Raw genomic sequence first — 22,423 nt, 5'->3', positions numbered from 1 at the left:
CCCTTAGTTGTTCCAATCGCTATTTGTTCGATTTCCCCAGGGCCTTGGCCACCAGTTGTTCGTAGAGTTCGGCGTAGGGTTCCACGGCCTGGCACCAGTTGAACGGCTGGGTCATGGCACGGCTGCGCATGGCATTGAGCAGACCGGGGAAGGCAAACACCTTGAAGGCGCGGCGCAGCGCCTCTTCGTAGCTTTGCACGGTGGATTCATTGAACAGGAAGCCGGTGACGCCATCCTCAATGGTGTCCGCCAGCCCGCCGGTGTTACGCGCCACTGGCAAAGAGCCGAAGCGTTGCGCATACATCTGGCTCAGACCGCACGGCTCATAGCGTGACGGCATCAGCAGGAAATCGCTGCCGGCGAACATGCGGCGCGCATCGGTCTCATTGAAGCCGATGCGTACGCCCACCTGGCCTGGGAAGCGCAGTGCCAATTCGCGCATGGCCTGCTCTTCTTCCGGTTCGCCACGGCCGATTATCGCAATCTGGCCGCCGTTTTCGACGATGAAACTGGCGACGGCTTCGGTGAGGTCCAGGCCTTTCTGGTAGACCAGGCGCGAGACCACCGCGAACAGCGGGCCACTGGATGGCTGCAGCTCAAACAGCTCGCGCACATGGGCGGCGTTGATGGCCTTGCCTTCCCAGTCGCCGATATTGAAGTTGTGGATCAGGTGCGTGTCGGTGGAGGTTTCCCAGCTTTCGTCGATACCGTTGGGAATGCCGCTGAGCAGCCCCTGTTGAGTCTTGCTGGCAAGGAAACCGTCCAGGCCACACCCGAATTCCGGGGTGGTGATCTCCTGGGCGTAAGTGGCGCTCACGGTGGTGATATGGCTGGAATACGCCATCCCCGCCTTGAGAAACGACATCTTGCCGTAGAACTCCATGCCTTCTTGCTGCAAGGCGTGGGGCGGAATGCCCAGCTCTGGCGTCGAGGCCAGGCTGACCACGCCCTGGTAGGCCAGGTTATGAATGGTGAACAGGGTGGGCGTGCGTGACCCACGCCAGTGCATGTACGCCGGAGCCAGGCCCGCAGGCCAGTCATGGGCGTGCACCAGGTCTGGGCACCAGTGGATTTGCGCGAGGTTGGCGGCCATGTCGGCGGCGGCCAGGCCCAGGCGGGCGAAGCGAATATGGTTGTCCGGCCAGTCGCGGCCGTTGTTGGCGCCGTATGGCGTGCCTTCGCGCTCATACAGTTCGGGGCAGATCAGCACATAGATGACCAGGCCATCCGCAAGGTCCATGCGCCCGATCTTGCACGGTGGCAACGCAGCGTGGCCGCCCAGTTCACCGACGATATGAATCGGGTTGTCGCTTTCCATCACTTGCGGGTAACCCGGGATCAGCACCCGCACATCATGCAGGTGCGCCATGGCGCGGGGCAGGGCAGCGGAGACGTCGCCCAGGCCACCGGTTTTCACCAGGTCCGCAAACTCGGAGGTGACAAACAAGACTTTCTTTCGATTCGGATTCTGACTCACGACCGGCCGCACAGTGTTGGGCAGGTCGGCCAAAGACTTAGGCCCTCCTGCCGGCTGACTAAAACGCTCTCCCTGAGTATCTACTGCGGCACTGATCATAATGCACTCCCATCTGTTGGTTGGCTAATGGCCCGCTGCCATCGGCTCCGAGTGGCCGCATCCTGCGGCCAGGCACACAAGCGCTATACAAGCTGGCAAGGCGTATGCCAGTTGTAACGTCGGCTTAAAAAGATTGGATGAGCGGGCATTCGGCCTGAAGCGCGCGTGCTCGCCCTTACCTAAAACTTGACCAGCGGCAGGTTTCGAAAGTTTAGATTTTTTGCGGGGTTTTTGTTTTGGAACGGACCCATCGGTCATGAGTCTAGGACAGATCCCAGCGCCTGCTGGGTTTTCATGCAGATTTTGTAGGACAAAAAACTTTTAACGATATGCCACCCTGCCCCTGTAGGAGCGAGCTCGCTCGCGAAAAACCAGAGAGCGCCGCGTAAAACCAGAATGCCCGCGTTATCGTCGGCGTTTTTCGCGAGCCACCAAGATTGCACTTTAATGGTGCGTCAGCCGAGCCCGCGAATGGGCACACCATTGGCCCAAGCCTGAATATCGTCGATCATCTGCTGATAGAACTGCCGGTAATTCTGCTCGCTCACATACCCCACGTGTGGCGTTGCCAGCACATTGGGCAAGCGGCGAAACGGGTGGTCAGCCGGCAGCGGTTCCTCGGCAAACACATCCAGCGCCGCCCCGGCCAGGCGACCGCTGCGTAACGCGTGCACCAGCGCCTGCTCATCCACAATCGGCCCGCGCGCGGTGTTCACCAGCCGCGCGCTGGGTTTCATCCAGGCCAAGGCTTGCGCATCCACCAGGCCACGGCTGCGCTCGCTGAGCACCAGGTGGATGGTCAGGATATCCGCCTGCTCAAACAGCTCGCGCTTGCTGACCCAGGTCACCCCAGATTCCGCCGCACGCTCAGGCGTGAGGTTCTCACTCCACGCAATCACCCGCATGCCAAACACCTGGGCGAACTTTGCGACTTTCTGGCCAATACTGCCCAACCCCAGAATGCCCAGGGTCTTGCCATGCAGGTCGCCGCCCAGGCCGACCTGCCATCCACCTGCGCGCAGCGAGTTGGCTTCGGCGAGCAGGTTGCGCGTCGAGGCCATGATCAAGGCCCAGGTCAGTTCCGGGGCGGCGTGCTTATAACTGTCGGTGCCGCACACCTGGATGCCCAGGGCCTTGGCTGCGGGAAGGTCGATGGCGGCATTGCGCATGCCGCCGGTCACCAGCAATTTGAGCTTGGGCAGCCCTTGCAGCAGGGCTTTGTCGAAGGTTGAGCGTTCGCGCATGAGGCAAATCACCTCGAACCCTTTCAAACGCTCGATCATGGTGGCGGTATCGGCGGGGTAGTCGTGGAGAAAATGCACCTTGCCTACGCTGTCCAGTGTCGACCAATCCACCACCTCACTGGCCACGCTTTGCCAATCATCCAACACTGCGATCTGTATCGACATGCACGCGGGCCTCGAAAAGTGGAAATTAAAGGGCTTTCAACCCCTGCAACAGGGCTCTATGAAACTGTTCAGGTTCTTCCATCTGCGGAGCATGGCCCAGGCCGGGGAACTCCACCAACGTGGCGCGGGGAATCAGCTTGGCCACCTGCTTGCCCAGTACCTCGTAATGACCGATTTTGGCCTTGACCGCCGGCGGCGCCACATCTTTGCCGATGGCGGTGGTGTCGCTGGTGCCGATCAGCAGCAGGGTGGGCACCTGCAAGTCCTTGAACTCGTAGTACACCGGCTGGGTGAAGATCATGTCGTAAATCAACGCCGAGTTCCAGGCAACCTGCAGATGCCCCGGGCCTTTGTTCAGGCCGGCGAGCATGTCCACCCAGCGCTCGTATTCAGGTTTCCAGCGCCCGCCGTAATAGGTGCTGCGCTCATAGTTGCGTACACCGTCGGCGCTCAGCTTCAGCTCGCGCTGATACCACTGGTCGACGCTCTGGTAAGGCACGCCCAAGGCTTTCCAGTCTTCCAGGCCGATGGGGTTCACCAGCCCAAGCTGTTCGGTTTGCTGGGGGTACATCAGCGCATAGCGCGTGGCGAGCATGCCGCCGGTGGAATGGCCGATCACCGTGGCCTTTTGAATGCCGAGCTTTTCCAGCAGTTGATGGGTGTTGGTCGCCAGTTGCTGAAAGCTGTACTGGTAATGGTCGGGCTTGCTGGAGGAGCAAAAACCAATCTGGTCTGGGGCGATGACGCGGTAACCGGCGTCACTCAGCGCCTTGATCGAACCTTCCCAGGTGGCACCGCAGAAGTTCTTGCCGTGCATCAGCACCACGCTGCGACCGTTTGGAGTGCCGGTGGCGGGGACGTCCATGTAGCCCATTTGCAGGGATTTGCCTTGGGATTGGAAGCTGAAATGTTGGAGAGGGTGAGGGTATTGGAAGCCTTGGAGTTCAGGGCCGTAGACGCGACCTTCGCTGGAGGCGAACACGTAGGAGGCGCTGAGGCTCAGTAGGGTAGCGATGGATAGGGCGCGGACTGAAGTCATGGGCGGGGTTCCGAATGGAGTAATCGGATGCTGTCGGGAGGGGATTAAGTGAAAATTAACATCTAGCAGCAGGGCTGTGGACGGGCAAGTCGTTGGCGTCCGCTTTGAGGCGTAACTGCTTTAATGCTCCCGGAATTTATCGGGGCTAGGGACGAACCCATAAATAGAATAGATTCGTCCCTTTTCATCACTCCGGCTAATCTTCGTATTTAAACTGGTCTATAGCTACCGCATTAAAAGTATTGCTGGGAACATTGGCGAACCATGCCGTTACCCCCGAGGCCAGATTGGTCGTCCAAAAGAACTCAATCCCAAATTCTTCACGCTGACGTGAGCGCGACCAATAGTAATTATTTGCCATTGGCCAACGACCAGCATACTGCTCTTGCATTAACTTTTGTTGCTCAAGATAAGGCAATGACATGTTTCTATCAACGGCACTGTTAAACATTTGATCGAACGTTCCCGAGCCATTGTTGTAAACCCAGATCACGTTTTCAATCGAGGCAGTAACTGTCCTGACCTGTGGCGGACTTGACGAGTCGGTAATGCTGATAATCGCTACCCCATTACCCCGTGTTGAGACCGCTCCATTTGCATCGACAGCGGCCACATTACTTTTACTGGACGAGAAACGATAGGGCGCGGTGCCGCCTGATACGTTCACTTGTGTCGTATTGCGTGACGTGCTGGTAGCGACAATGTTGGGGTAATCTCCCAACCTATACATATACGAACTGTGCCTGATTCTGTCTGGCCAGACGATAAGTGTATTACCGAGAGCAAGGGTGTATTGGGTGCTGGGGAAAGCCACTGCACGGCTTTTGTCGTTAATGCGGTTATAAGCCGCCCAGAATTTGACCGTGATCTGGCTGTTATTCGGCACCCTGGCCAACCAACTACGCAGCACTGCTTGATCTTTCAATCCATTCGCAGCCTCCGTGGCGTTAATCGCCTTGCCCTCGAACACGGTTAAATCTTCAATTCCCTCAGCGCTCAACACCATCCACGTCAGTTGATCTTCATCGCTCAAAGGCCATTTACTTACTGACCCCTTGGCGTCGCCAGCAAAACTCGCCAGGTCCAGCGTGTCTCCGTCGTTGACATTGTTGACGAGTGTCTGCGGTAAGTCTGCCGCCGGAATTGCATTGACCCAAACCGTCTGCACCTGTGACGGAATCGGATCAGGCACGCCTGTGCGCGCCACGGAATATGTCAGGCATACCGTACTGTACACGCTGCGATGCAAGACTTTATCGGCGGTGAGATTGAACACCACGGTGCCGCCATCCAACCCAGGCAGACCAGCCGAATGACTGCTGCCGTCGGAAAAAGTCAATACAAGCGTGATGAAATCTCGGCCACTCATACCGGTATAGCGTACGGTCACCGTCGTATTGTGTTCAATTGGCAGCGGGTCGACTGTCACATTCGGCCCGGTATCGGTGGTGCCATTGATAAAGGGGTGCGGCAAATCTCCTGATAGTGCCTGAATGGTGTACGTGCGTTGACGGAAGTGCACTGCATTGGTTTTGTTGGTACTACGATCAAAACTGGCCCAGAAATCGATGGTCAGCGTCGATCCATCCTTGAGCTTGCGCAGATCCGGCGGCGTGGGAGGCATGATGCCCAGACTCTCGCCCTCAGGCGTTACTAGGTTCTGGCTGTAGGTATCCTCAATGTAAGTCGTGTCATCGTCGTAGATACCTTCATATCTCATCCATATCCGCTGAAACCGGTGAATGAAGAGCCAGCTATAGATCAGGGTGCGCTCCTGGCCAGTGAGCTGGGAAACCACCAGTACCGGGCTATCATGCCCTTCGATGGTGGGGATCGGTAGGGTGGTCAGGGGCAGTAACAGCAGATCCAGTATGGGCGACGGTATTTTCCGTGTGCCACGCAGCACAAAGTACTGCACGGTAATCAAGCGACCTTCGGAAAGAACGTTAGCGCCTACCACTTCGCGCGGTACGTCAAAGTGCAACGTTCTTGAGGTGTTGCCATCCTGAGTGTCTTCATAAGTGCCAATGCCCGGTATGCCACTGAACAGTGCCATGATACGGTCACTGGGCGACATGTTCAGGAACGATACTTCAATCGTCGCTCCGGTTGTTGCGGCCTCCGGCCTTAGTTGGTCTGGGTGTCGTGAGGCTTCAAGCACTTCCGGCCTCGGCAGTACACCTATTGCTTTACCCACTGTTACGTCAAGTGTCTCAGAGCGCAGTGTTTGGCCGCTGCGTATGAGGGAATAGCTCAAGCGAATGACGCCGTTGTTATTCAAGTCGACATACTTGCGATCTACCGGAAACGAAATCTCTCCTCTTACAACAACGTTAATTGTGTCGCCCGTGCTGCCCTCTGCACCAGAGCCTACCCAGCGCCACACGACAGTGTCACCTGGTAGAAAGGCATAGGGCAGAGTGACATTGGCCTGGAAGATTACATCGGCCGGATTGAGGTTGTCATTTTCATCTACGCCTTCAATCTGCGGCGCGGGCAGGTCGGCGCGACGTTCGCCTATTTCTACTATCAGGTGCTCGGATTCACGCACCGTCAGCACATCGGCTTCCTGTATCGTGTTCACACCATCGTTGACGCGATAAAAGACGTCGATCGGCCCGAGCCCGACGAACTGTGCGAAATTTGCGGGTGTCACAATCCGAAAGCGTGTGGGCGGTGGTGGGGCACCCGCCTGCTGGGTTTGTTCATAAAACACCAGGCCGCCGCCGGGTTGGTGCGCCTCAAAGCGTAAGGTGACGGGATAGTTCGGATTGTAAGGCATGAAGACCGGGAAGTTGACTTTGAGGTAAGGCGCGGCCGGATCGATCAAGCCGCCTTCGTTTTCCTCGATTTCAACCGCAGGCATGTTGGAAACAGTACCAAAAACTGTGACAGACAGACCTGCGGAATAGCCAATCTCAGTGCCCAACGGGAATTGCAGCTTGTAGGAAATTCTCATCGAGCCGTTGATCAGGTCTTCGAGGATGCTGTTCTCGACGGTGGTATATGCCGAACGCCCGGGCCGGGCGGCAAACGCTGGCAATGTGAGGGTGACTTTCGTTTTATCTGCGCGTGTGCCCTCGATGGTGGCTACGATCTGAGCGCCTGCTGGCGTTGGGGCGCCATTCGAGAGTCGTGTGGGCACAATCACTTCGAGTTCGAAGTGACTCTGTGCGTACTGATCGAAATCGACGTTATTATTGTCTACTCCATCCACCAAGAAGTGGGGGCGCATGAATGCGTTTGGATCCAGGTTACTTTTCAGGTTTACGACCTCAGACCACTGCTGCACTTCCCCTGAGAAGTTCAGCACCAAGTCATAGATCCGGAATCGGATACTCAGCAGGCCGCTACCGCCCAAGGTGATGACATCCGGCGGGACAAACACCTCGATAGGCGTGAGTCCCTCAGCCTGATCTGCGTCCAACGACAGCTCCACCAAATGGCCGTTCCAATACAACTCGATGGTGTCGCCTACAAATGCTTCTGGGTAGTGATCAATGGGAATGAGCACACCCTCTTTTGCGCGGTCGCTGTCGAGTTCGGCATCTGGGCCACTCAGGTCCTCAGGCAGGTGAAGGACCAGCGCCGAATGGTAGGGGAGGCCTGGGTCCTGATCCACGCCACCTGGCCGGGTATCTTTCAAAAACCAGGTTTGTTCCTCCGATGTGATTTCAGTGCCAGACCCGCTACGCCTGACCAGGCCATAGCAGGGGAACACACTACCTAACGGTACATGCTCGCGTAGTACCGACAGTTGGTAGCGTGTCTGCGTTTCCTGACCAGCAAAAATTTCCCCCCAGGAGACCGGAAAACGCCGATCTCCCATATACCATTCGTAAGTATCGCCGACTTGCTTCTGGGTCCAGCTCTCGAAGGTAATCAACAAACGGTTTTCGAGGCTGCGTATACCAACCCCTACATCAGCAAGGAGTTCGGGAAGGGGACGTACCGTGTTGTCGTTTTAGGGCGGCGGCTCCAGGTCTGCGATGCGTGGTGGGTGCAGGATGGGTGGGCTGGCTGAGCGTTTATCGGACATGGGGGTGACCCTTCAGGCGGATTTGAGAAAACGTGCCAAACAGGGCCAGCAAATATGAGAAGGTGATAACCGTCTAGCTGTGAGAAATGACAGTGGCGACGGGCGGTCAACTACCGAGTAATAAGCGCCAGCACGCCATAACGCACGCCCTTGGCCAGGGTCACCAGCAGCAAGAACCGCCACCACGGCTCACGCATCACCCCAGCCACCAATGTCAACGGGTCACCAATAATCGGCACCCAACTGAGCAACAACGTCCAGTGCCCCCAGCGCGCGTAATGGCCGCGAGCCTTGTCCAACTGCCTGGCGCTGACCGGAAACCAGCGTCGGTCCTTGAAGCGTTCCACCGAGCGGCCCAGCAGCCAATTGACCACCGACCCCAGCACGTTACCCAGGGTGGCGATGCCCAGCAGCAGCCATAGGTTGTAATGCCCGCTGAGCAGCAGGCCCACCAACACGGCTTCCGATTGCAAGGGCAATAACGTCGCGGCGCCAAATGCCGCGACGAACAGCCCCAGGTAACCCATCAACACCGGTCAGTGAGCCGGGTAGTCCGCTACCACCACGTCTTTGCCCTCACGGGTAAGGCCTATGACTTGATAGGCCTCGCTGCGTCCGTCCACTTCCATGCCTGGCGAGCCCAAAGGCATGCCCGGTGCGGCAAGGCCCAGCAGATCGTTGCGCTTGCGCAGAGCCAGGACCTGTTTGGCGGGTACGTGGCCTTCGACGAATTTGCCGTCGATGACCGCGGTGTGGCACGAGCCAAGGCGTGGCGCGACGCCCAGGCGTTGTTTCACCGCGCTCATGTCGGCTTCAACATGGTCGTTGACCTTGAATCCGTTGCTTTCCAAATGGCTGATCCATTTTTTGCAGCAGCCGCAGTTGGCGTCGCGGTGGACGTCGATGGGGATCAACTCGGCAGCCTGGGCCAGGGGGGTGGTGAACAGGGCACTGAGCAGTGCCAGGCGCAATGGGGTTTTCATCGTGGGTCTCACTGAAGGCGCGGCAATAAGCCGGGCATTCTCCCTGCTTTTGCAGGCATGTTTACAATGTGACGCCGTTGTAATGTTTCTAAATTATACGAAGCCCTGGTTTTCCAGCCTGTGCTTGAGCCGGTCCAGCGCAATCCCCGACAACGCGACCATGCGCTCATGCAAAGACGCCAGTTGCAGTTCGGTCTCGTAAGTCAGCACCCGCTTGAACAGCGTACCGCGCGGATGAGCGCGCAAGCAGTAATGGATGGAACCGTCAACCGCCAGGGAGGTGAACACGGTCTTGAACTCGCTGGGGCGGCGGGCGATTTGTACGCGGTAACTCATGGGGACGCGTATGCCCAGCAGGTCGATGATTTCGGTAAAACGCGTGCCGACCGGTAATGAACCGGTGGTGCCGGTGTCGGCGCTAAGGGAGGTGGGGTGCCACTCGTGCCAGCGGTCGGGCTGGGTGACATAGTCATAAACCGCCTCGATCGGCGCCTGGATGAAGCGCTCCTGACTGATCTGCTCCAAGCGGACCGAATGCTCAGTCGCGTGCATGACACACCTCCTGTGTGGCGGTTTTTACACTAGGAGCTGTGAGAGTAGCCTGACTCCCGCGCTTTGCACGGGAGTATTCAGACCGTTGATCAACACCCCTCAAGGCGACCCTCCACGGTTCTCCTCAGTCAAAACCCTGATGAGGAGGAGGGGCGACCTAGGCGAGTGAAAATACTCTTTTGTTCTGATTGCCCCCCCAGCGCGTGGTGAACTTCGCCGTTATAGAAAGCGGTACGCGCATATCCTGTCAGATGATCACGGCCGTTGCCGCCATTGAGCACGTTGTTACCGGTGCCAGCGTAGAGGCTGTCGTCGCCGTCGCCACCGTCCAGGAAGTTTTGCTTATTCGCGTTGCCAACCCCTGCGTAGAGCCGGTCGTTGCCCTCGTTGCCGAATAGTAACGTGTTGCCCTGACCACCCAAGATCAGGTCGTCTCCGTCATTGCCTTCGGCATAACCGTCGTTGCCGCCCAAGATCAGGTTATCGTTACCCGCTCCACCAAAGAGCGCAGAAATGCCTCCTCCCGCCTGGATGAAGTCGTGGCCGCGGCCGCCATCGACTTGCAGAACATGCTTGACGTCATCATCTACGATCACCCTGTCATCGCCACCGTTGGCTTTGATCCAGAGGCTTTGCTCCGGCCCTTGTGGTGCTTTGGCATCGAGCAGGTAGGACGTGCCATTGATGATGAACTGCAGCTTGTCTCCTGGCCAACTACGCACATGGATGCGATCGGCATCATCACCGGTTTCTACCACAAGCCGGCTGGAGACAATTTTTGGCTTTTCAGCGTCCTTGGTGTTCCACGTAATTTCGCGGCTGAAGGTCACGCCACTTTTCTCCAGCAACCGATGCGTTCGCACGTTTTTGGCCCCTGGCGTCAGGTCGGAGGGCGGATCGTAAGGCGACGGGTCGTTTTTTTTCGGCTCGATGGAAGGCGTGGAATGTCGTGTTACCACTGGGTAAGTGAGAGGAGATAGCATTAGGTGTCCTTCGGTTGATCGTAGAAAGTCTGACGGTGCGTCATGACTACTCTTGCGTGGAAGACCGGCCGAAAGAGTTCCTGGGGGTGAAGGTAGGATGTGATTCAAAGCGTTTGTACTGAGCCTGTATCGGCGACCGATCAGGTCGCGTTTTACTGGCCACGGGTAGCAGGCTGACTGTGCAGTTGGTCTCTGCGGTAAGCCCCGGGCTGTTGCCCGGTGATCTTGCGAAATGCCCGGGTAAACGCCGCCACCGACTGATACCCGGCCGCCAGCGACACCTCGGCCACGGTCTGGTCCGCCTTGAGCAACCCACAGGCGTGGCGCATGCGGATCATCAGCAGTACTTGCCCGGGTGACTGCCCGCACAATTCGCTGAAGCGCTTGAAAAACGCCGAGCGCGACAACCCCGTGCAGGCCGCCATGCTTTCCAGGCTCCAGGGCTCGGCGGGGCGGGCGATCAATTGCTCCAGCAAATGCGCGAACGCAGGTGCCCGGCCTAGCGCCGCCAGGCCGCCAAGCTCGGTGTTGTCGAGCACTTGCTGACGCAACACATACAGGAACAGCAGGTGGCACAGGCGCTCCAGCAAAGCGGAAGAGGGCGCTGGCGTGCGTGCGCATTCTTGCAGGATCAGTTCGAACAGGTTGCGTGCAGCCATCAGCGACGGGTCGCCGGCGCGCAGGATGATCCAGCTGGGCAGGGTGTCGACGATCAGTGTCGACAAGCCGGATTGGAAGTGAAAGAAACCGCAGACTAATCCCACACCGTCGGTGGCCGTACTATCGAGGGGCAGCATTGCGCGGCGTGGGCACTCCTGGGCGCCGGCTGCCGTGGCTTGGCCGGACAGGCGAAAAGCAAAGTCACGCAGCAGAAACACCGCGTCACCATTATTCAGGTGTTGTGGCCTTGGATCGCCGTCGATATGCAGCCAGCATTCGCCCTGCACGATCAAGTGGAAGCTCGCCTGTGCCAGGCCGTGGGTGCTCGCGTGCCAGTCACCGCAATAGCGGCCGACGTGAAACAAGCTGGTGTTGAGTTCGAGGCTATCTAATAACCAATCGACAAGGACGCTGGACGAATTCATCTAATGGAAAGACTCAAGAGCAAGTAATCGCTACTTTAGCCTATTGAGCGCTTTTTTTAGAACCAACAGACTGGGGCATTCGAACCCAACAGGAGTCCACTTCATGTCCCGCGTACCGCTGCTCACCCCCGAAACTGCCCCGCAAGCCGCCAAACCCTTCCTGGAAAACGCGCTCAAAGGCTCGGGTTTTATTCCTAACCTGCTGGGGGTACTGGCCAACGCACCGGCTGCGCTGGAAACCTACATCACCGTCTCCGGCTTGAATGCCAAGGCCGAGCTGGGCCTGGCCGACCGTGAAGTGGTGCAGTTGATTGCCGCCACCAGCCACGGTTGTGATTTCTGCGTCGCCGGGCACACCGCAGTTGCCCGCAACAAAGCCAAGCTGCCGGAGGAGGTGATCGAGGCCCTGCGCCGCCGCGGTGAATTACCTGACGCACGCTATGAGACACTTGCCGCCTTTACCCGAGAAGTGATCGCCACCCGTGGGGATGTGAGTGATGCGGGCTTTGAGGCATTCCGCGCTGCCGGCTACACCGACGGCCACGCGCTGGAAGTCATCCTGGGTGTCAGCCTGGCAACCCTGTGCAACTTCGCCAACGTGTTTGCCCGCACCCCGCTGAACCCGGAGCTGGCGCAATACCGTTGGGAAAAACCGGCCAACTGATTCGGCGTTGGCCCACCTGCTGTAAAAGGAGAGACATGAATGCTTGACCCAATCTTGAGCCGTTGGCTCGATGTTCAAGCGCAGGCCCTGGACGTGGGCAGTTGCGATCCACAGGAAGTGCTGCCGCGGCTGGCAGAAGCCAATATTCTGAAAATCGGCGTGTCCACTCAACTGGGCGGCCTGGGCGGTGATGTGGCGGGGGCGGTCGAGGCGATTGCCAATGTGGCCAGCCATTCCCTGGCGGCGGCGTTTGTGTGCTGGGGCCAGCGCTCGTTTATCGAGTACTTGTTACAGAGCCCCAATCAGCGCCTGCGCGAGCAACTGATGCCAGACCTGCTCAGCGGCAAGTTGGCCGGGGCCACCGGGCTGTCGAATGCGATGAAGTTTCTGTCGGGTATCGAAACGTTGCAGATCAGCGCCGAGCCCAACGACCATGGTTGGACCCTCAACGGTCGCCTGCATTGGGTGACCAACTTGCGCAAGAATGGCTTTGTCGCTGCAGCGGCCATCGAGCATGCGGGCGGCGGCGCGCCGTTTATCCTGGCGATTCCGGATTCGGTGGCTGGGTTGCAGCGTTCACGCGACCTGGAACTGCTCGGGCTGCAATCGAGCAACACCGCAGCGCTTGGCCTGGAAGGCGTGGAGCTGAGTCGCGAGTGGTTGCTGCACGAGGATGCGCGCAAGTTCTTGCCAGCGGTACGCCCGGCGTTCCTGGGCTTGCAGTGCGGCATGTCGATTGGCTTGGCCCGGCGTTCCCTGGCCGAAGTGGCTCACCATTTGGGTGCCAGTCGCACCGTACTGCGCGAAGAGTTGGAAGCCCTGCGCGTGACCCTGGATCATCTGGTCAGCGAGCTTAAAAACGGGCTGTTGGCCGGGCGTTTTACCGCCGAGCCTATACCGCTGTTCAAGCTGCGCATCGCCTTGGCCGAAACCGCCGCCAGCGCCGTGCAGCTTGAACTGCAAGCCAGCGGTGGCAAGGCTTATTTGACCGCCCACGGCAGCGGCTTTGCCCGGCGCTGGCGCGAGTCGGCCTTTGTGCCGATCGTAACGCCCAGCCTGGTGCAACTGCGTACCGAGCTGCATCGCCAGGCCAATCTATGAGCCAGGCGGTATTGACGGCCCAGGGCATTTGCCTGGGGTATGAGAGTGGACCCGTGCTGCAAGGCTTCGACTTGCATTTGCAACCGGGCGAAGTGGTGTCGATTCTGGGCCCTAGCGGCGTGGGCAAATCCAGCCTGCTGCGGGTGCTGGCCGGCTTGCAGGCACCTCAATCTGGCCGTGTGCAGGTATTGGGCGAGCCATTGAGCGGCCCGCATCCGCGCGTGGTGGTGGCTTTTCAAGACCCGAGCCTGCTGCCTTGGCTGACCCTGGAAAAGAACGTTGCCTTCGGCCTGGATTTCGCCCGCCAACCGCACTTGAGTGTTGAAGAGCGCCGCCGGCGTGTCGACCACGCCATTGCGGCGGTAGGGCTGGAACCTGCGCGCCAGCAGTTCCCGGCGCAGTTGTCCGGTGGCATGGCCCAGCGCACGGCATTGGCTCGTTGCCTGGCGCGTCAGCCGCAAGTGTTGCTGCTTGACGAACCCTTCGGCGCGCTGGATGAAGTGACGCGCGCCGATATGCAGCACCTGTTGCTCAAGGTCAATCGTGAGCAAGGTTCGGCGGCCGTATTGATCACCCACGACATCGACGAAGCACTGCTGCTGTCCGATCGCATCCTGCTACTGGGTAACCGCCCGGCGCGGACGCTGGGCGAGTGGGCTATTGATTTGCCGCACCCTCGGGAAGAACAGGTCGAGGCCATCGGCGCGCTGCGTATCGAGATTTTGAAAACCTTACGGCAGGCGAGCCGCCCTCAACCCAACCCCCTTGAACAACAGGAGTTTACCCATGTGTCTGGATGACCTGACCCACTCGCGCCGTGACTTTCTAAAGCTTTCCGCTGTGCTCAGTGCCGCCGGCGCCTTGCCTCTGCTGAGCAGCTTGCAGGCGCGTGCCGCCAACGAGCCCGACGCGCCGGTGCGCATTGGCTATCTACCTATCACTGACGCCACGCCACTGCTGGTGGCCCACAACAACGGCCTGTTCGAAGCCGAAGGCATCAAGGCCGAGCGCCCGGTGTTGTTGCGCAGTTGGGCCCAGGTCATCGAGGCGTTTATCTCCGGCCAGGTCAACGTCATACACCTGTTGTCGCCGATGACCGTATGGGCGCGCTATGGCAGTAAGGTGCCAGCCAAAGTTGTGGCGTGGAACCATGTGGGCGGTTCAGGCTTGACCGTATCGCCAGGCATTACCGACGTGAAGCAACTGGGCGGCAAGTCGGTGGCGATTCCGTTTTGGTACTCGATCCATAATGTGGTGGTGCAGCAACTGTTCCGCGATAACGGCCTCACACCGGTCACTCGCGCCACTGGCAGCTCGATTGCCGCCAATGAGGTCAACTTGATCGTGTTGCCGCCCTCGGACATGCCTCCGGCTTTGGCCAGCAAACGCATCGACGGCTACATTGTCGCCGAACCGTTCAACGCCCTGGCAGAAAACCTCAAGGTCGGTCGCGTGCAGCGCTTCACTGGCGACGTGTGGCGTAACCATGCCTGCTGTGTGGTGTTCATGCACGAGCACGACCTGGCCAACCGTCCGGAGTGGTCGCAGAAGGTGGTGAGCGCCATCGTCAAGGCCCAGGTGTGGACCCGCGAGAACCGCGAAGAGGCGGTGAAGCTGCTGTCCAAGGATGGCCCGAACCGTTACACGCCTCATACCCAACCGGTGTTGAGCAAAGTCCTGGCGCCGGCGGCCAGCGATCACGCAGGCTATGTTGCCGACGGCGCGATCCAGCATGCCAAATGGGACGAGCATCGCATCGACTTCCAACCGTACCCTTTCCCCAGCTACACCGAAGAACTGGTGCGGCGCTTGAAGGACACCTTGATCGAAGGCGACAAAAAATTCCTCGCAGACCTGGACCCAGCCTTCGTGGCCAAGGACCTGGTGGACGACCGCTTCGTGCGCAAGGCGATCGAAGCCGTGGGCGGCATGCAGACCTTCGGTTTGCCGGACGGCTATGAGCGGCACGAGGAGATCGGCGTTTGAACAACAGCAGAATCCCCGGCTGGTGGCTGGGGCTGAGTGGCTTGGCGGGGTTGTTGGTGCTGTGGTGGCTGGGCGTGAAAGTCTTTGGCGAGGCCGATGGCCTGTCGGCGCGCTTTTCCCTGGCGGCCACCGCCAGCAGCTTGTGGGAATTGCTCGGGCGCGGTGAGTTGTACCTGCATATCGCCGTGAGCCTGAAGCGTATTTTTGTCGGGTTGTTTCTCGCGTTGTTGGTGGGCGTACCGCTCGGTTTGCTGGTGGGCAGTTCGCGTAACCTGGAGGCGGCGACCACGCCGGCGTTTCAGTTTCTGCGGATGATTTCGCCCCTGTCCTGGATGCCGATCGTGGTGATGCTGATGGGCGTGGGCGACCAGCCAATCTACTTCCTGCTGGCCTTTGCCGCCGTCTGGCCGATCATGCTCAACACCGCAGCGGGCGTACGTCAGCTCGACCCGCGTTGGTTGCAGTTAAGCAAGAGCTTGAGTGCCACGCGTTGGGAGACGTTACGCCGGGTGGTCATTCCAGGCGTGGTGGGGCATGTGCTGACCGGCGTACGCTTGGCCATCGGTATCCTGTGGATCGTGCTGGTGCCGTGCGAAATGCTTGGGGTCAGTGCGGGGCTGGGGTATTACATCCTCGACACCCGTGATCGGCTCGCTTACTCGGAGTTGATGGCGATGGTGGTGGTGATCGGGGTGCTGGGGTTTGCGCTGGACGCGTTTGCGCGTGGGTTGCACCAGCGGTGGGTGCATGGCGGTTGATGGCTTGAACGTCGCCATGTGAAGCAGTCGACGTGCCACGTTGTTGGGGCGCGAGCCCCAACGGTTTACCCGGTGCTTACGCTTTTATGTCAATCTGCAAATCGCCGACAGTGTCATCTCTACCAGATATTCTCACTGAGGTGTCACGGGTAGCGCCCGCTTTACGGCCCCCACTGTGGGCGATATCCGATTTTTGATAGACGCCAATACCGATGCCACCGGTTAACTCCGCGATACCATAAACACCCTCGGCGGTATTCATATGCGAGCGGCCTACCAACACCACGGATTTTCCGCCGAGTTCATTTTTCATTATCTGCCTGGCACCGTAATAGTTCACTTCCTCAAGGCGTTGCTTGGACAATGCCAGATACTCGGGGGAATTTTTATCAAGTTTACCCAGGCCTTCGAAATAGCCAGGCGTATCGGAGTGCCTTGTCAAAAACTTGTGCTCAAGCGGCAGTAATTCGATTGCATATTTTTCGGCTTCCGTTATCAGTTCCTCATAGATTCTTTCACCCCCGGGTCGTCGCTTCAGAGCGTGTCGGAACGAACGATCGTCTAGCAGGCCATACGGGTCGAGTGTCGTACCTTCCAGGTAAATGGCGCTGACGCCCTTTTCATGGAATGTTTTCATTCCGTCGCGTAGTGCAATCAGGCCTGCAACTTCAGTGTGATCTTCTCCCAGCACCAGTACATCGGTATTTTCCAACGCCTTTTCAAATGTCTGGTTGGGCGTCAGTGCATCCTCGATATCAGGCACTGTTGCAGCGCGCGGCCTCTCGCCCTTGGCCGCGTCTTGTAAATAACCGTTTTTCTCCAATACGAACTTTTCCCGTGTCTGTTTAATTCTATTGGGTGTGAAATGATCCAGGACCAGATAACCGTTCGTACTGCGGCTCGTCGCGTATTCGTCCTCGGGTAGCGGCACTCTCTTGACGGCCTTGGAGGGGCGAGACGCCCTGTTTAGTGGGTTATGACGTACGCCATTGCGGCTGCTCGTAGTCGTATCATGCAGGTTAGGCGAGGGCGGCATCAGTAGATCCGCCGGGGAAAACTCCCTGGCCGCGCCATAGGGCTTTTGTGTCATCGCATCGTAGGCATACCATTTGCCGTTGTGCTTGATGGCCGAACCTTGCACCTGTTGCTCACCGACTTTGAACAAGCCCGTCGCCGCAGCTTCATAACGCTTGCTCGCTTTAACCAGCTCACCGCCTGTGGCCATGCCGCGCATTCGTTGAACACCCGCGCGGGCGGCGCTTGCACCTTCCATCAGTACTTTGCCCGCGCCTACCGCCACGTCACCTAGCCCACCCAGCGGGTTGAATGCGCTGAAGGCGGTCGCCCCAATGATTCGGCCGCTGCGGGCGACTTTGGCGAGCGCATTGCCGGTTTTGCCGGCGGCTTTTGCCAACTTTCCGACCATGGCCACGCCCGCAGTGAGGAAGCCGAACAAATCGAACGCCAAGTCCATGGCTCCGTCCTTTATATTGCCGTTGCGAAAATTGGCAATGGCCGATCTGAGGGGGATAAGATCCAGCAAAAATTCGCCTATCGTGGTGAGAGTGTCACGCTGTTGTTCCCTGGCCGTTCTGCCTTCGGCCAGGCGCCTGACGGCGTCACTGTCGATCCCCAGGCCCTTCACGACCGTTTCTGCCACCTCCTGAATTCGATGGTTTTGGAAGTGGTTCTGATTACTGCCGTGATACAGCGGTTTCTCTTGCTCGAAAGAGGTATTGGCTGGATTAGGAGAATACTCCTCGACCCTGATGACTTCGTCCGAGAAAGTGACGGGTTTGTGGTCGGCTGGGTGTGATCCAGTTTTTTGAATGGTGCCTTTCTCGGTGTCAAACAAGTACGACTGCTTTTTCCCATTGAGCTCGGTTTGCACTCGAATCGTGGCGCTCGAATGGAACAGATTTTCACCGACAAATGGAATGTAAGAGACCCTGTAGGAATTTTCTTTGAAGAACCGGATTTTGCCGTAGTTAAGTTGGGTTCGGTCCTCCAGAGGCAAGTGCGTGATAGCGTTCATCACCAGATCTTTCTTGATGTCTTTGTAAAGGTTGGTGACCTCGGTGAATTTTTTGTTGAACTCGCTCACAACGTTGTATTGAGCTTTATCACGAGTGAGCGCGACAAAGTCGTCAAATGTTTGCTTGCTGATTGTGGCGCCATCCGTGCGTTGCCAATACTCATCGAGTTTCATCCCCTCCATGGTGAGGTCCAGCATCGAATGGGCGGGGCCGAATCGAGGGCCGATGGATTCAGGCCCGTAGTTGATGCGCAGGCATTTTTGTTCAAAGTCGATATCATCGCCGAATTTCTCTTTGAGCAGAGCCAATGCCATTGCCCTTCGATTGGGCATCGGTGTTTCAAGCCGTTCGGACATGACTTTCAAAGCATCCAGTTGCCGGTTGAACACCGTACGGGCGTATTCGATGTTCTCTTGGGTGTAATCCCCACTTGGGTCGACATGGGTAATTTGATTGGCGACGGCCCAGTCCATCAGCACCGCTTTCTGTACCGCTTCGCTGGCCGGCGGTGTGTCTTCGGCAGCCAGCATGACTTCACCGAAACTCATCCACGCAACCTTGCCAGGCGTTTGTGCTTCGATGCGGGCGACTGCCAGGCACAGATTCGCCCACGCCATGCTGCCGACAGTGACGGTGGCAGGAATATCTTTGACCAAGAACTGAGGGGCGACACGTCCCAACAGCAAGCGTGCGCCCAATGCAGCTGTCTGCGTGGAGGTCTTGCCGTTGGTACTCAGGTGCTCCGCCAGGGCGCTGATAATGTCTGAGGGCGGCTTGTTCCAGAATGTATCGGCAGCGAGATCGAAGCCTGCGACACGGCTTCGGCTGGGGTGGTCGATGGACTCGTGATCGAGCCCCAAATGGATCGCCGCCAATACGTAATCGTTGATACTGCTGTGGGTGGCTATGCCATTGATCTTGTTTTGGATCGCTTCGCCCAAGGCCTTGTAACGGGGCGAGCCGAGCAGTTTTTCCAGCGCTTTCGCGGGCTCTTGCATGTCGGTTGGCGACAACGATACGGCGCTGGCCAGGTAGTCCAATGCGCCCCAGCTGGGATTTTGCAACGGCAAGCCCTCCAGGCCGGCGCTGTTGCATGCGACCACGTTGAACAGTTCGCGTTGGTTTTCAACACTCAGGGGCAGTGGCCATGACAGGGCGCCTGCGAAATTGCCCAAGGGGTGCTGCTGCGCTCGAACGTTCGCGGTTTGCGCCAAGGCCAGTAGGTCGTCGAGGGTCTTGGGCAATGGCAAGCCGTTTTCAGTGAGGAACGCTTCAACGCTTACGGGCATGCCAGGTGCGCGTATATAGGATTGGTAATGGCCGGAGTCTGGCGCAATATTCATCGGCGTTTTTTTCAACATGGCCGATACGTCCCGCGCTGTGGGTTTTTCCGGCAATGTCTGGACGGACTCGTTGAGTGTTTGAGCCAGGTATTGCCAGTTTTTCTGGTTCCCAAGGCTTTGGTCCAGCGCCTGGCGAGCGTCCTGATTGTGTGATCGGCTGTCCAGCCATTGCGTGCGCGTCAACAAGGCGTTATCGCCGTCGAAATGCCATCCGAGGTCGGCGGCTTCATGCAGGCCTCTCTCAGTCAAGAGGTGTCGCCAGGGGTCTACTAATATCGGTTCTTGGCTTTGCGAGTCATATAGCGCTTGTAGTTCGTTGCTCACCTGTTGTCGCTGGCGCTCCAACAACTGCGGTACACCTGCTGCAATCACGTCAACCTTCACCGGGGAGAGGTTCTGGCTCAGATGAGTTTGCCAGTCATCTTTCAAGCTCTGCTGAACCTCTATAGGCAGGCTCTGTAGTAATTGCTGCGCGGCATCGGGGTCGTCGTTGATGCGTTGACGCAGTGCCGCAAGTGCCTTGGCCGGGCTGTCGAACGTTTCGTAACCATCGCGGGGCGTGTAGAGCACGGTCAGCCCTTGCTGTTGGCCAGGCAGCAAGGTCCGGTCAGTGTTCGCACTATTGAATGGGCGTGTCGCTGACGACCCATCGCTGCTGGTGATCAGGAAGGCACCCGCCAACAGGCTGCCGGCCGGGCGTGGCACCTCGAGCTTGAGCGGGTAGACGCCAGGCCGTTCTCCATCTTTCATCGCGCGTTCCCGAGCCTCCAGGCTCGGGTATTCGAATACCTTGTCGATCAAAGATTTGGCTGCGGGCGTCAATGCACCGTCTTCCACTCCCAAGGCCGCCAGAGTGGAGAGCATCTCTCGGTGGATAGCCAGCAACTCGTTTTGGGGGGGCTCAGGGTTGGGTTCGCCCGTGCGTGGCTCGGTCCAGAATCGGGCAAGGCTCAGGGGCAGTTGTTTTTCGATGGTTTGTGCAATTGAAAGCAGGGTGTCGCGAGTCTGCAATTGCCGGCTGCTTTCGCTTGGCGAATCGCTGCGGTAAAAGCCGACTTCCATGCCGACGGTACTGGTCGAGGGCTGAACGTCGGGAGATGTCTTGAGCTGGCGCAACGCCTTGAATAGCGCCTCGGTGATGCCTTCCATCGAGACCAACGTGCGCTGGCCCTGCTCATCGGTGTGATAGCGGTGCACATACAGCGATGAAACGTCCACGGGAGGCGTAATGCCTAAACTGCGGGCGAGTTGCTGCTCGATAACGCTGCTGAGCGTCGGCTGGCGTAACAGCAGTGCCTGGATGTCCTGGTTGAGGGCCTGGTATTGATTGAGCAACAGACGTTGATCAGTTATTTGCAGGCCCTTGATCAGGTCAGAGCGAATCGCGCTGGCCGGCGCGATAGCCTCTACCTCAGGAGCAGAAGGTGTTTGGGCCGAGGGTGAGATTTGTGGGGGGGGACAAGCCTGGGTGGTTTCTTCGACACAGACGTCTCGGCGCAGGCGAGGGTGGGCGATACCTGTAAGCAAGTGAGTTATTCCGATTGCATTGGCCCAGGCGTCCTGATGGTAATCCGAGGGATGATTCTTCCTTAGTTGGGCCTCGGATAATTGGGGTGAAAGCGTCGGAAGGTTCCGAGCAGGCCCGCTGAAATGTTATTTACGAATATGTACCGCCCGTGGCGGCAATGCTGGGCTGCCCAGCTTGCCGCACGCAGTGTCTAGGCAGGGTCAGGTAAATTTGATGGAGGGGATCAGCGCCGTTCGTAACCGCGGCCGCCGTCATCGTGGTGATCATGCCAACCACCGCCGCGCGGGAAGAAGAAGCAGCCGCTGATGCTCAGCATGATCAGAAGGGGAACTAGCAGCACGAGTCGTCGAAGCATTTAATGATCCTCAAGGAAGCCTTACAGAGTCAGTCAGGCGCCGGACAAGCCAAAACTATTGATCGCCTGTAACATAAGACCCCGCCGACCCCGTGCCATCCCCAGAATTGGGTAGGTGCTTGGCATGCGCGGCGATACACAGTGGATACATTCTCAGGTTCAGGAACTTGTCATGACCCAAAAGCAACGCTTGAAATACTCGCTTCTGATTGCCCTGGCGGTACTGGGCGCGATGTTTGGCCTGTCTTATCTGCAGAACACAGGTGTGATCAGCGAAAAAACCTTCCAGTACCTGGCGATCGCGATTGCCGTGGTGGTCGTGGTGATCAACGGCATCATGCGCCGCAAGGTCAAGCCTAACTTCTGACGGGCATCAGTCAGGCACGGCTTTCAAGGACTTTGGCAGCCTCTTCATGGAGGCTGTAGCTCTTGTCAGCGTTCAGGGTGATCACGCCCTCGCTGCACAGACGCTTGAGCACCTCGCGCACGCTGAGAAACGACAACGGAATGCCCAGCTCCAGCAAGTGGCTGTGCACGCCGCGGACCCCGAGGGTGCGCTGGTTGTCGGCGGCGGTGAGTAGGGCGTCGATGACCTTCAGCCGGATCAGGCTGGTGCGCAAACCGAAACACTTGAGCAAATGGCGGATGCGCTGGTTGCCCTGCTGTTCGGGCGCGTTGCCGAACGCCTGTGTGCCTTTGCCAAAGTGAGTATCTGTGGCCTTTGAATGTCCATCCGTGGGCACTTGAGGGTTATACATGCAAAAACTCCTTTTCAGAGCCTGATCAGGAAAAAGATGGTGCTCTTGAGTAATAAGACGAACGAGTGACGCAAATCATGAAACGGCGGATGTAGAAAATTTGTCGGTATCGGGTTTGTCACTTTTCAAACGCTGACGATATACAGCCGTGTGCGGCTAAATTATTCCGGTCGATGTGCGTTCTTACGGTGGGGTAACCATCCCGTGTGAGGGTGTTCAATTTGACTG

The 22,423-nt window shown here is 58.2% G+C and carries 18 protein-coding genes; 6 read left to right on the top strand and 12 right to left on the bottom strand.

All coding sequences use genetic code 11. The features are described from left to right. Positions 1-19 precede the first annotated feature (19 nt). From glgA to A7K61_RS12560, 9 genes are all read right to left on the bottom strand, one after another. Complete coding sequence (gene glgA / locus A7K61_RS12600) at positions 20-1,576, bottom strand: glycogen synthase GlgA (protein WP_078467083.1); 1,557 nt, start codon at positions 1,574-1,576, stop codon at positions 20-22. Between the two features lie 455 nt (positions 1,577-2,031). Further along, complete coding sequence (locus A7K61_RS12595) at positions 2,032-2,985, bottom strand: D-2-hydroxyacid dehydrogenase family protein (RefSeq protein WP_069557680.1); 954 nt, start codon at positions 2,983-2,985, stop codon at positions 2,032-2,034. 25 nt (positions 2,986-3,010) lie between these two features. After that, a complete protein-coding gene (locus tag A7K61_RS12590) occupies positions 3,011-4,024 on the bottom strand; it encodes an alpha/beta fold hydrolase (RefSeq protein ID WP_069557679.1) in 1,014 nt (337 codons plus the stop codon). A 196-nt stretch (positions 4,025-4,220) separates the two neighbouring features. Beyond that, positions 4,221-7,913, bottom strand: coding sequence for a hypothetical protein (locus A7K61_RS12585; RefSeq protein WP_069557678.1), 3,693 nt, complete (start codon positions 7,911-7,913; stop codon positions 4,221-4,223). 260 nt (positions 7,914-8,173) lie between these two features. After that, positions 8,174-8,596 (bottom strand): YqaA family protein, encoded by a 423-nt coding sequence (locus tag A7K61_RS12580; RefSeq protein WP_069557677.1) that lies wholly within the window; start codon positions 8,594-8,596, stop codon positions 8,174-8,176. 3 nt (positions 8,597-8,599) lie between these two features. Further along, positions 8,600-9,046, bottom strand: a complete 447-nt coding sequence (locus A7K61_RS12575) for a DUF411 domain-containing protein (RefSeq protein WP_069557676.1) — start codon at positions 9,044-9,046, stop codon at positions 8,600-8,602. Between the two features lie 93 nt (positions 9,047-9,139). Continuing rightward, positions 9,140-9,598: an SRPBCC family protein gene (locus A7K61_RS12570; RefSeq protein ID WP_069557675.1), complete on the bottom strand. Its 459-nt coding sequence runs from the start codon at positions 9,596-9,598 to the stop codon at positions 9,140-9,142. A 128-nt stretch (positions 9,599-9,726) separates the two neighbouring features. Continuing rightward, positions 9,727-10,581, bottom strand: a complete 855-nt coding sequence (locus tag A7K61_RS12565) for a calcium-binding protein (protein WP_069557674.1) — start codon at positions 10,579-10,581, stop codon at positions 9,727-9,729. Positions 10,582-10,733: 152 nt separating this feature from the next. Further along, a complete protein-coding gene (locus tag A7K61_RS12560) occupies positions 10,734-11,666 on the bottom strand; it encodes an AraC family transcriptional regulator (protein ID WP_044274184.1) in 933 nt (310 codons plus the stop codon). A gap of 103 nt (positions 11,667-11,769) precedes the next feature. Between A7K61_RS12560 and A7K61_RS12555 the strand changes: the two genes are divergently transcribed. From A7K61_RS12555 to A7K61_RS12535, 5 genes are read left to right on the top strand one after another with little or no spacing between them, the layout of a single operon-like run. Continuing rightward, positions 11,770-12,330, top strand: a complete 561-nt coding sequence (locus tag A7K61_RS12555) for a carboxymuconolactone decarboxylase family protein (protein ID WP_047710978.1) — start codon at positions 11,770-11,772, stop codon at positions 12,328-12,330. Between the two features lie 39 nt (positions 12,331-12,369). Then, positions 12,370-13,431, top strand: coding sequence for an acyl-CoA dehydrogenase family protein (locus A7K61_RS12550; protein WP_069557673.1), 1,062 nt, complete (start codon positions 12,370-12,372; stop codon positions 13,429-13,431). Next, a complete protein-coding gene (locus A7K61_RS12545; RefSeq protein WP_069557672.1) occupies positions 13,428-14,231 on the top strand; it encodes an ABC transporter ATP-binding protein in 804 nt (267 codons plus the stop codon). Before A7K61_RS12550 ends, A7K61_RS12545 begins: the two co-directional genes overlap by 4 nt. Further along, positions 14,218-15,417, top strand: coding sequence for an ABC transporter substrate-binding protein (locus tag A7K61_RS12540; protein WP_069557671.1), 1,200 nt, complete (start codon positions 14,218-14,220; stop codon positions 15,415-15,417). The genes A7K61_RS12545 and A7K61_RS12540 overlap by 14 nt, the downstream gene beginning before the upstream one ends. Continuing rightward, positions 15,414-16,175 (top strand): ABC transporter permease, encoded by a 762-nt coding sequence (locus A7K61_RS12535; RefSeq protein WP_044274176.1) that lies wholly within the window; start codon positions 15,414-15,416, stop codon positions 16,173-16,175. Before A7K61_RS12540 ends, A7K61_RS12535 begins: the two co-directional genes overlap by 4 nt. 76 nt (positions 16,176-16,251) lie before the next feature. Here A7K61_RS12535 and A7K61_RS12530 read toward each other — a convergent pair whose 3' ends face one another. Both A7K61_RS12530 and A7K61_RS33710 read right to left on the bottom strand, forming a co-directional pair. Beyond that, positions 16,252-21,081 (bottom strand): hypothetical protein, encoded by a 4,830-nt coding sequence (locus A7K61_RS12530; protein ID WP_139129484.1) that lies wholly within the window; start codon positions 21,079-21,081, stop codon positions 16,252-16,254. A gap of 224 nt (positions 21,082-21,305) precedes the next feature. Beyond that, on the bottom strand, positions 21,306-21,437 hold the full coding sequence (locus A7K61_RS33710; protein ID WP_256557817.1) for a hypothetical protein: 132 nt from the start codon (positions 21,435-21,437) through the stop codon (positions 21,306-21,308). Between the two features lie 172 nt (positions 21,438-21,609). Between A7K61_RS33710 and A7K61_RS12525 the strand changes: the two genes are divergently transcribed. Then, positions 21,610-21,804: a hypothetical protein gene (locus A7K61_RS12525; RefSeq protein WP_014718591.1), complete on the top strand. Its 195-nt coding sequence runs from the start codon at positions 21,610-21,612 to the stop codon at positions 21,802-21,804. Positions 21,805-21,814: 10 nt separating this feature from the next. On the opposite strand, the gene A7K61_RS12520 is transcribed toward A7K61_RS12525, so the two are convergent. Continuing rightward, positions 21,815-22,195 carry a hypothetical protein gene (locus A7K61_RS12520; RefSeq protein WP_003191568.1) on the bottom strand — a complete coding sequence of 127 codons (381 nt, stop codon included), beginning with the start codon at positions 22,193-22,195 and terminating at the stop codon, positions 21,815-21,817. Between the last annotated feature and the right edge of the window lie 228 nt (positions 22,196-22,423).

The organism is Pseudomonas sp. AP42, assembly GCF_001728935.1.
GTDB lineage: Bacteria > Pseudomonadota > Gammaproteobacteria > Pseudomonadales > Pseudomonadaceae > Aquipseudomonas > Aquipseudomonas lactis.
This window is presented reverse-complemented; position numbering and strand designations above follow the sequence as displayed.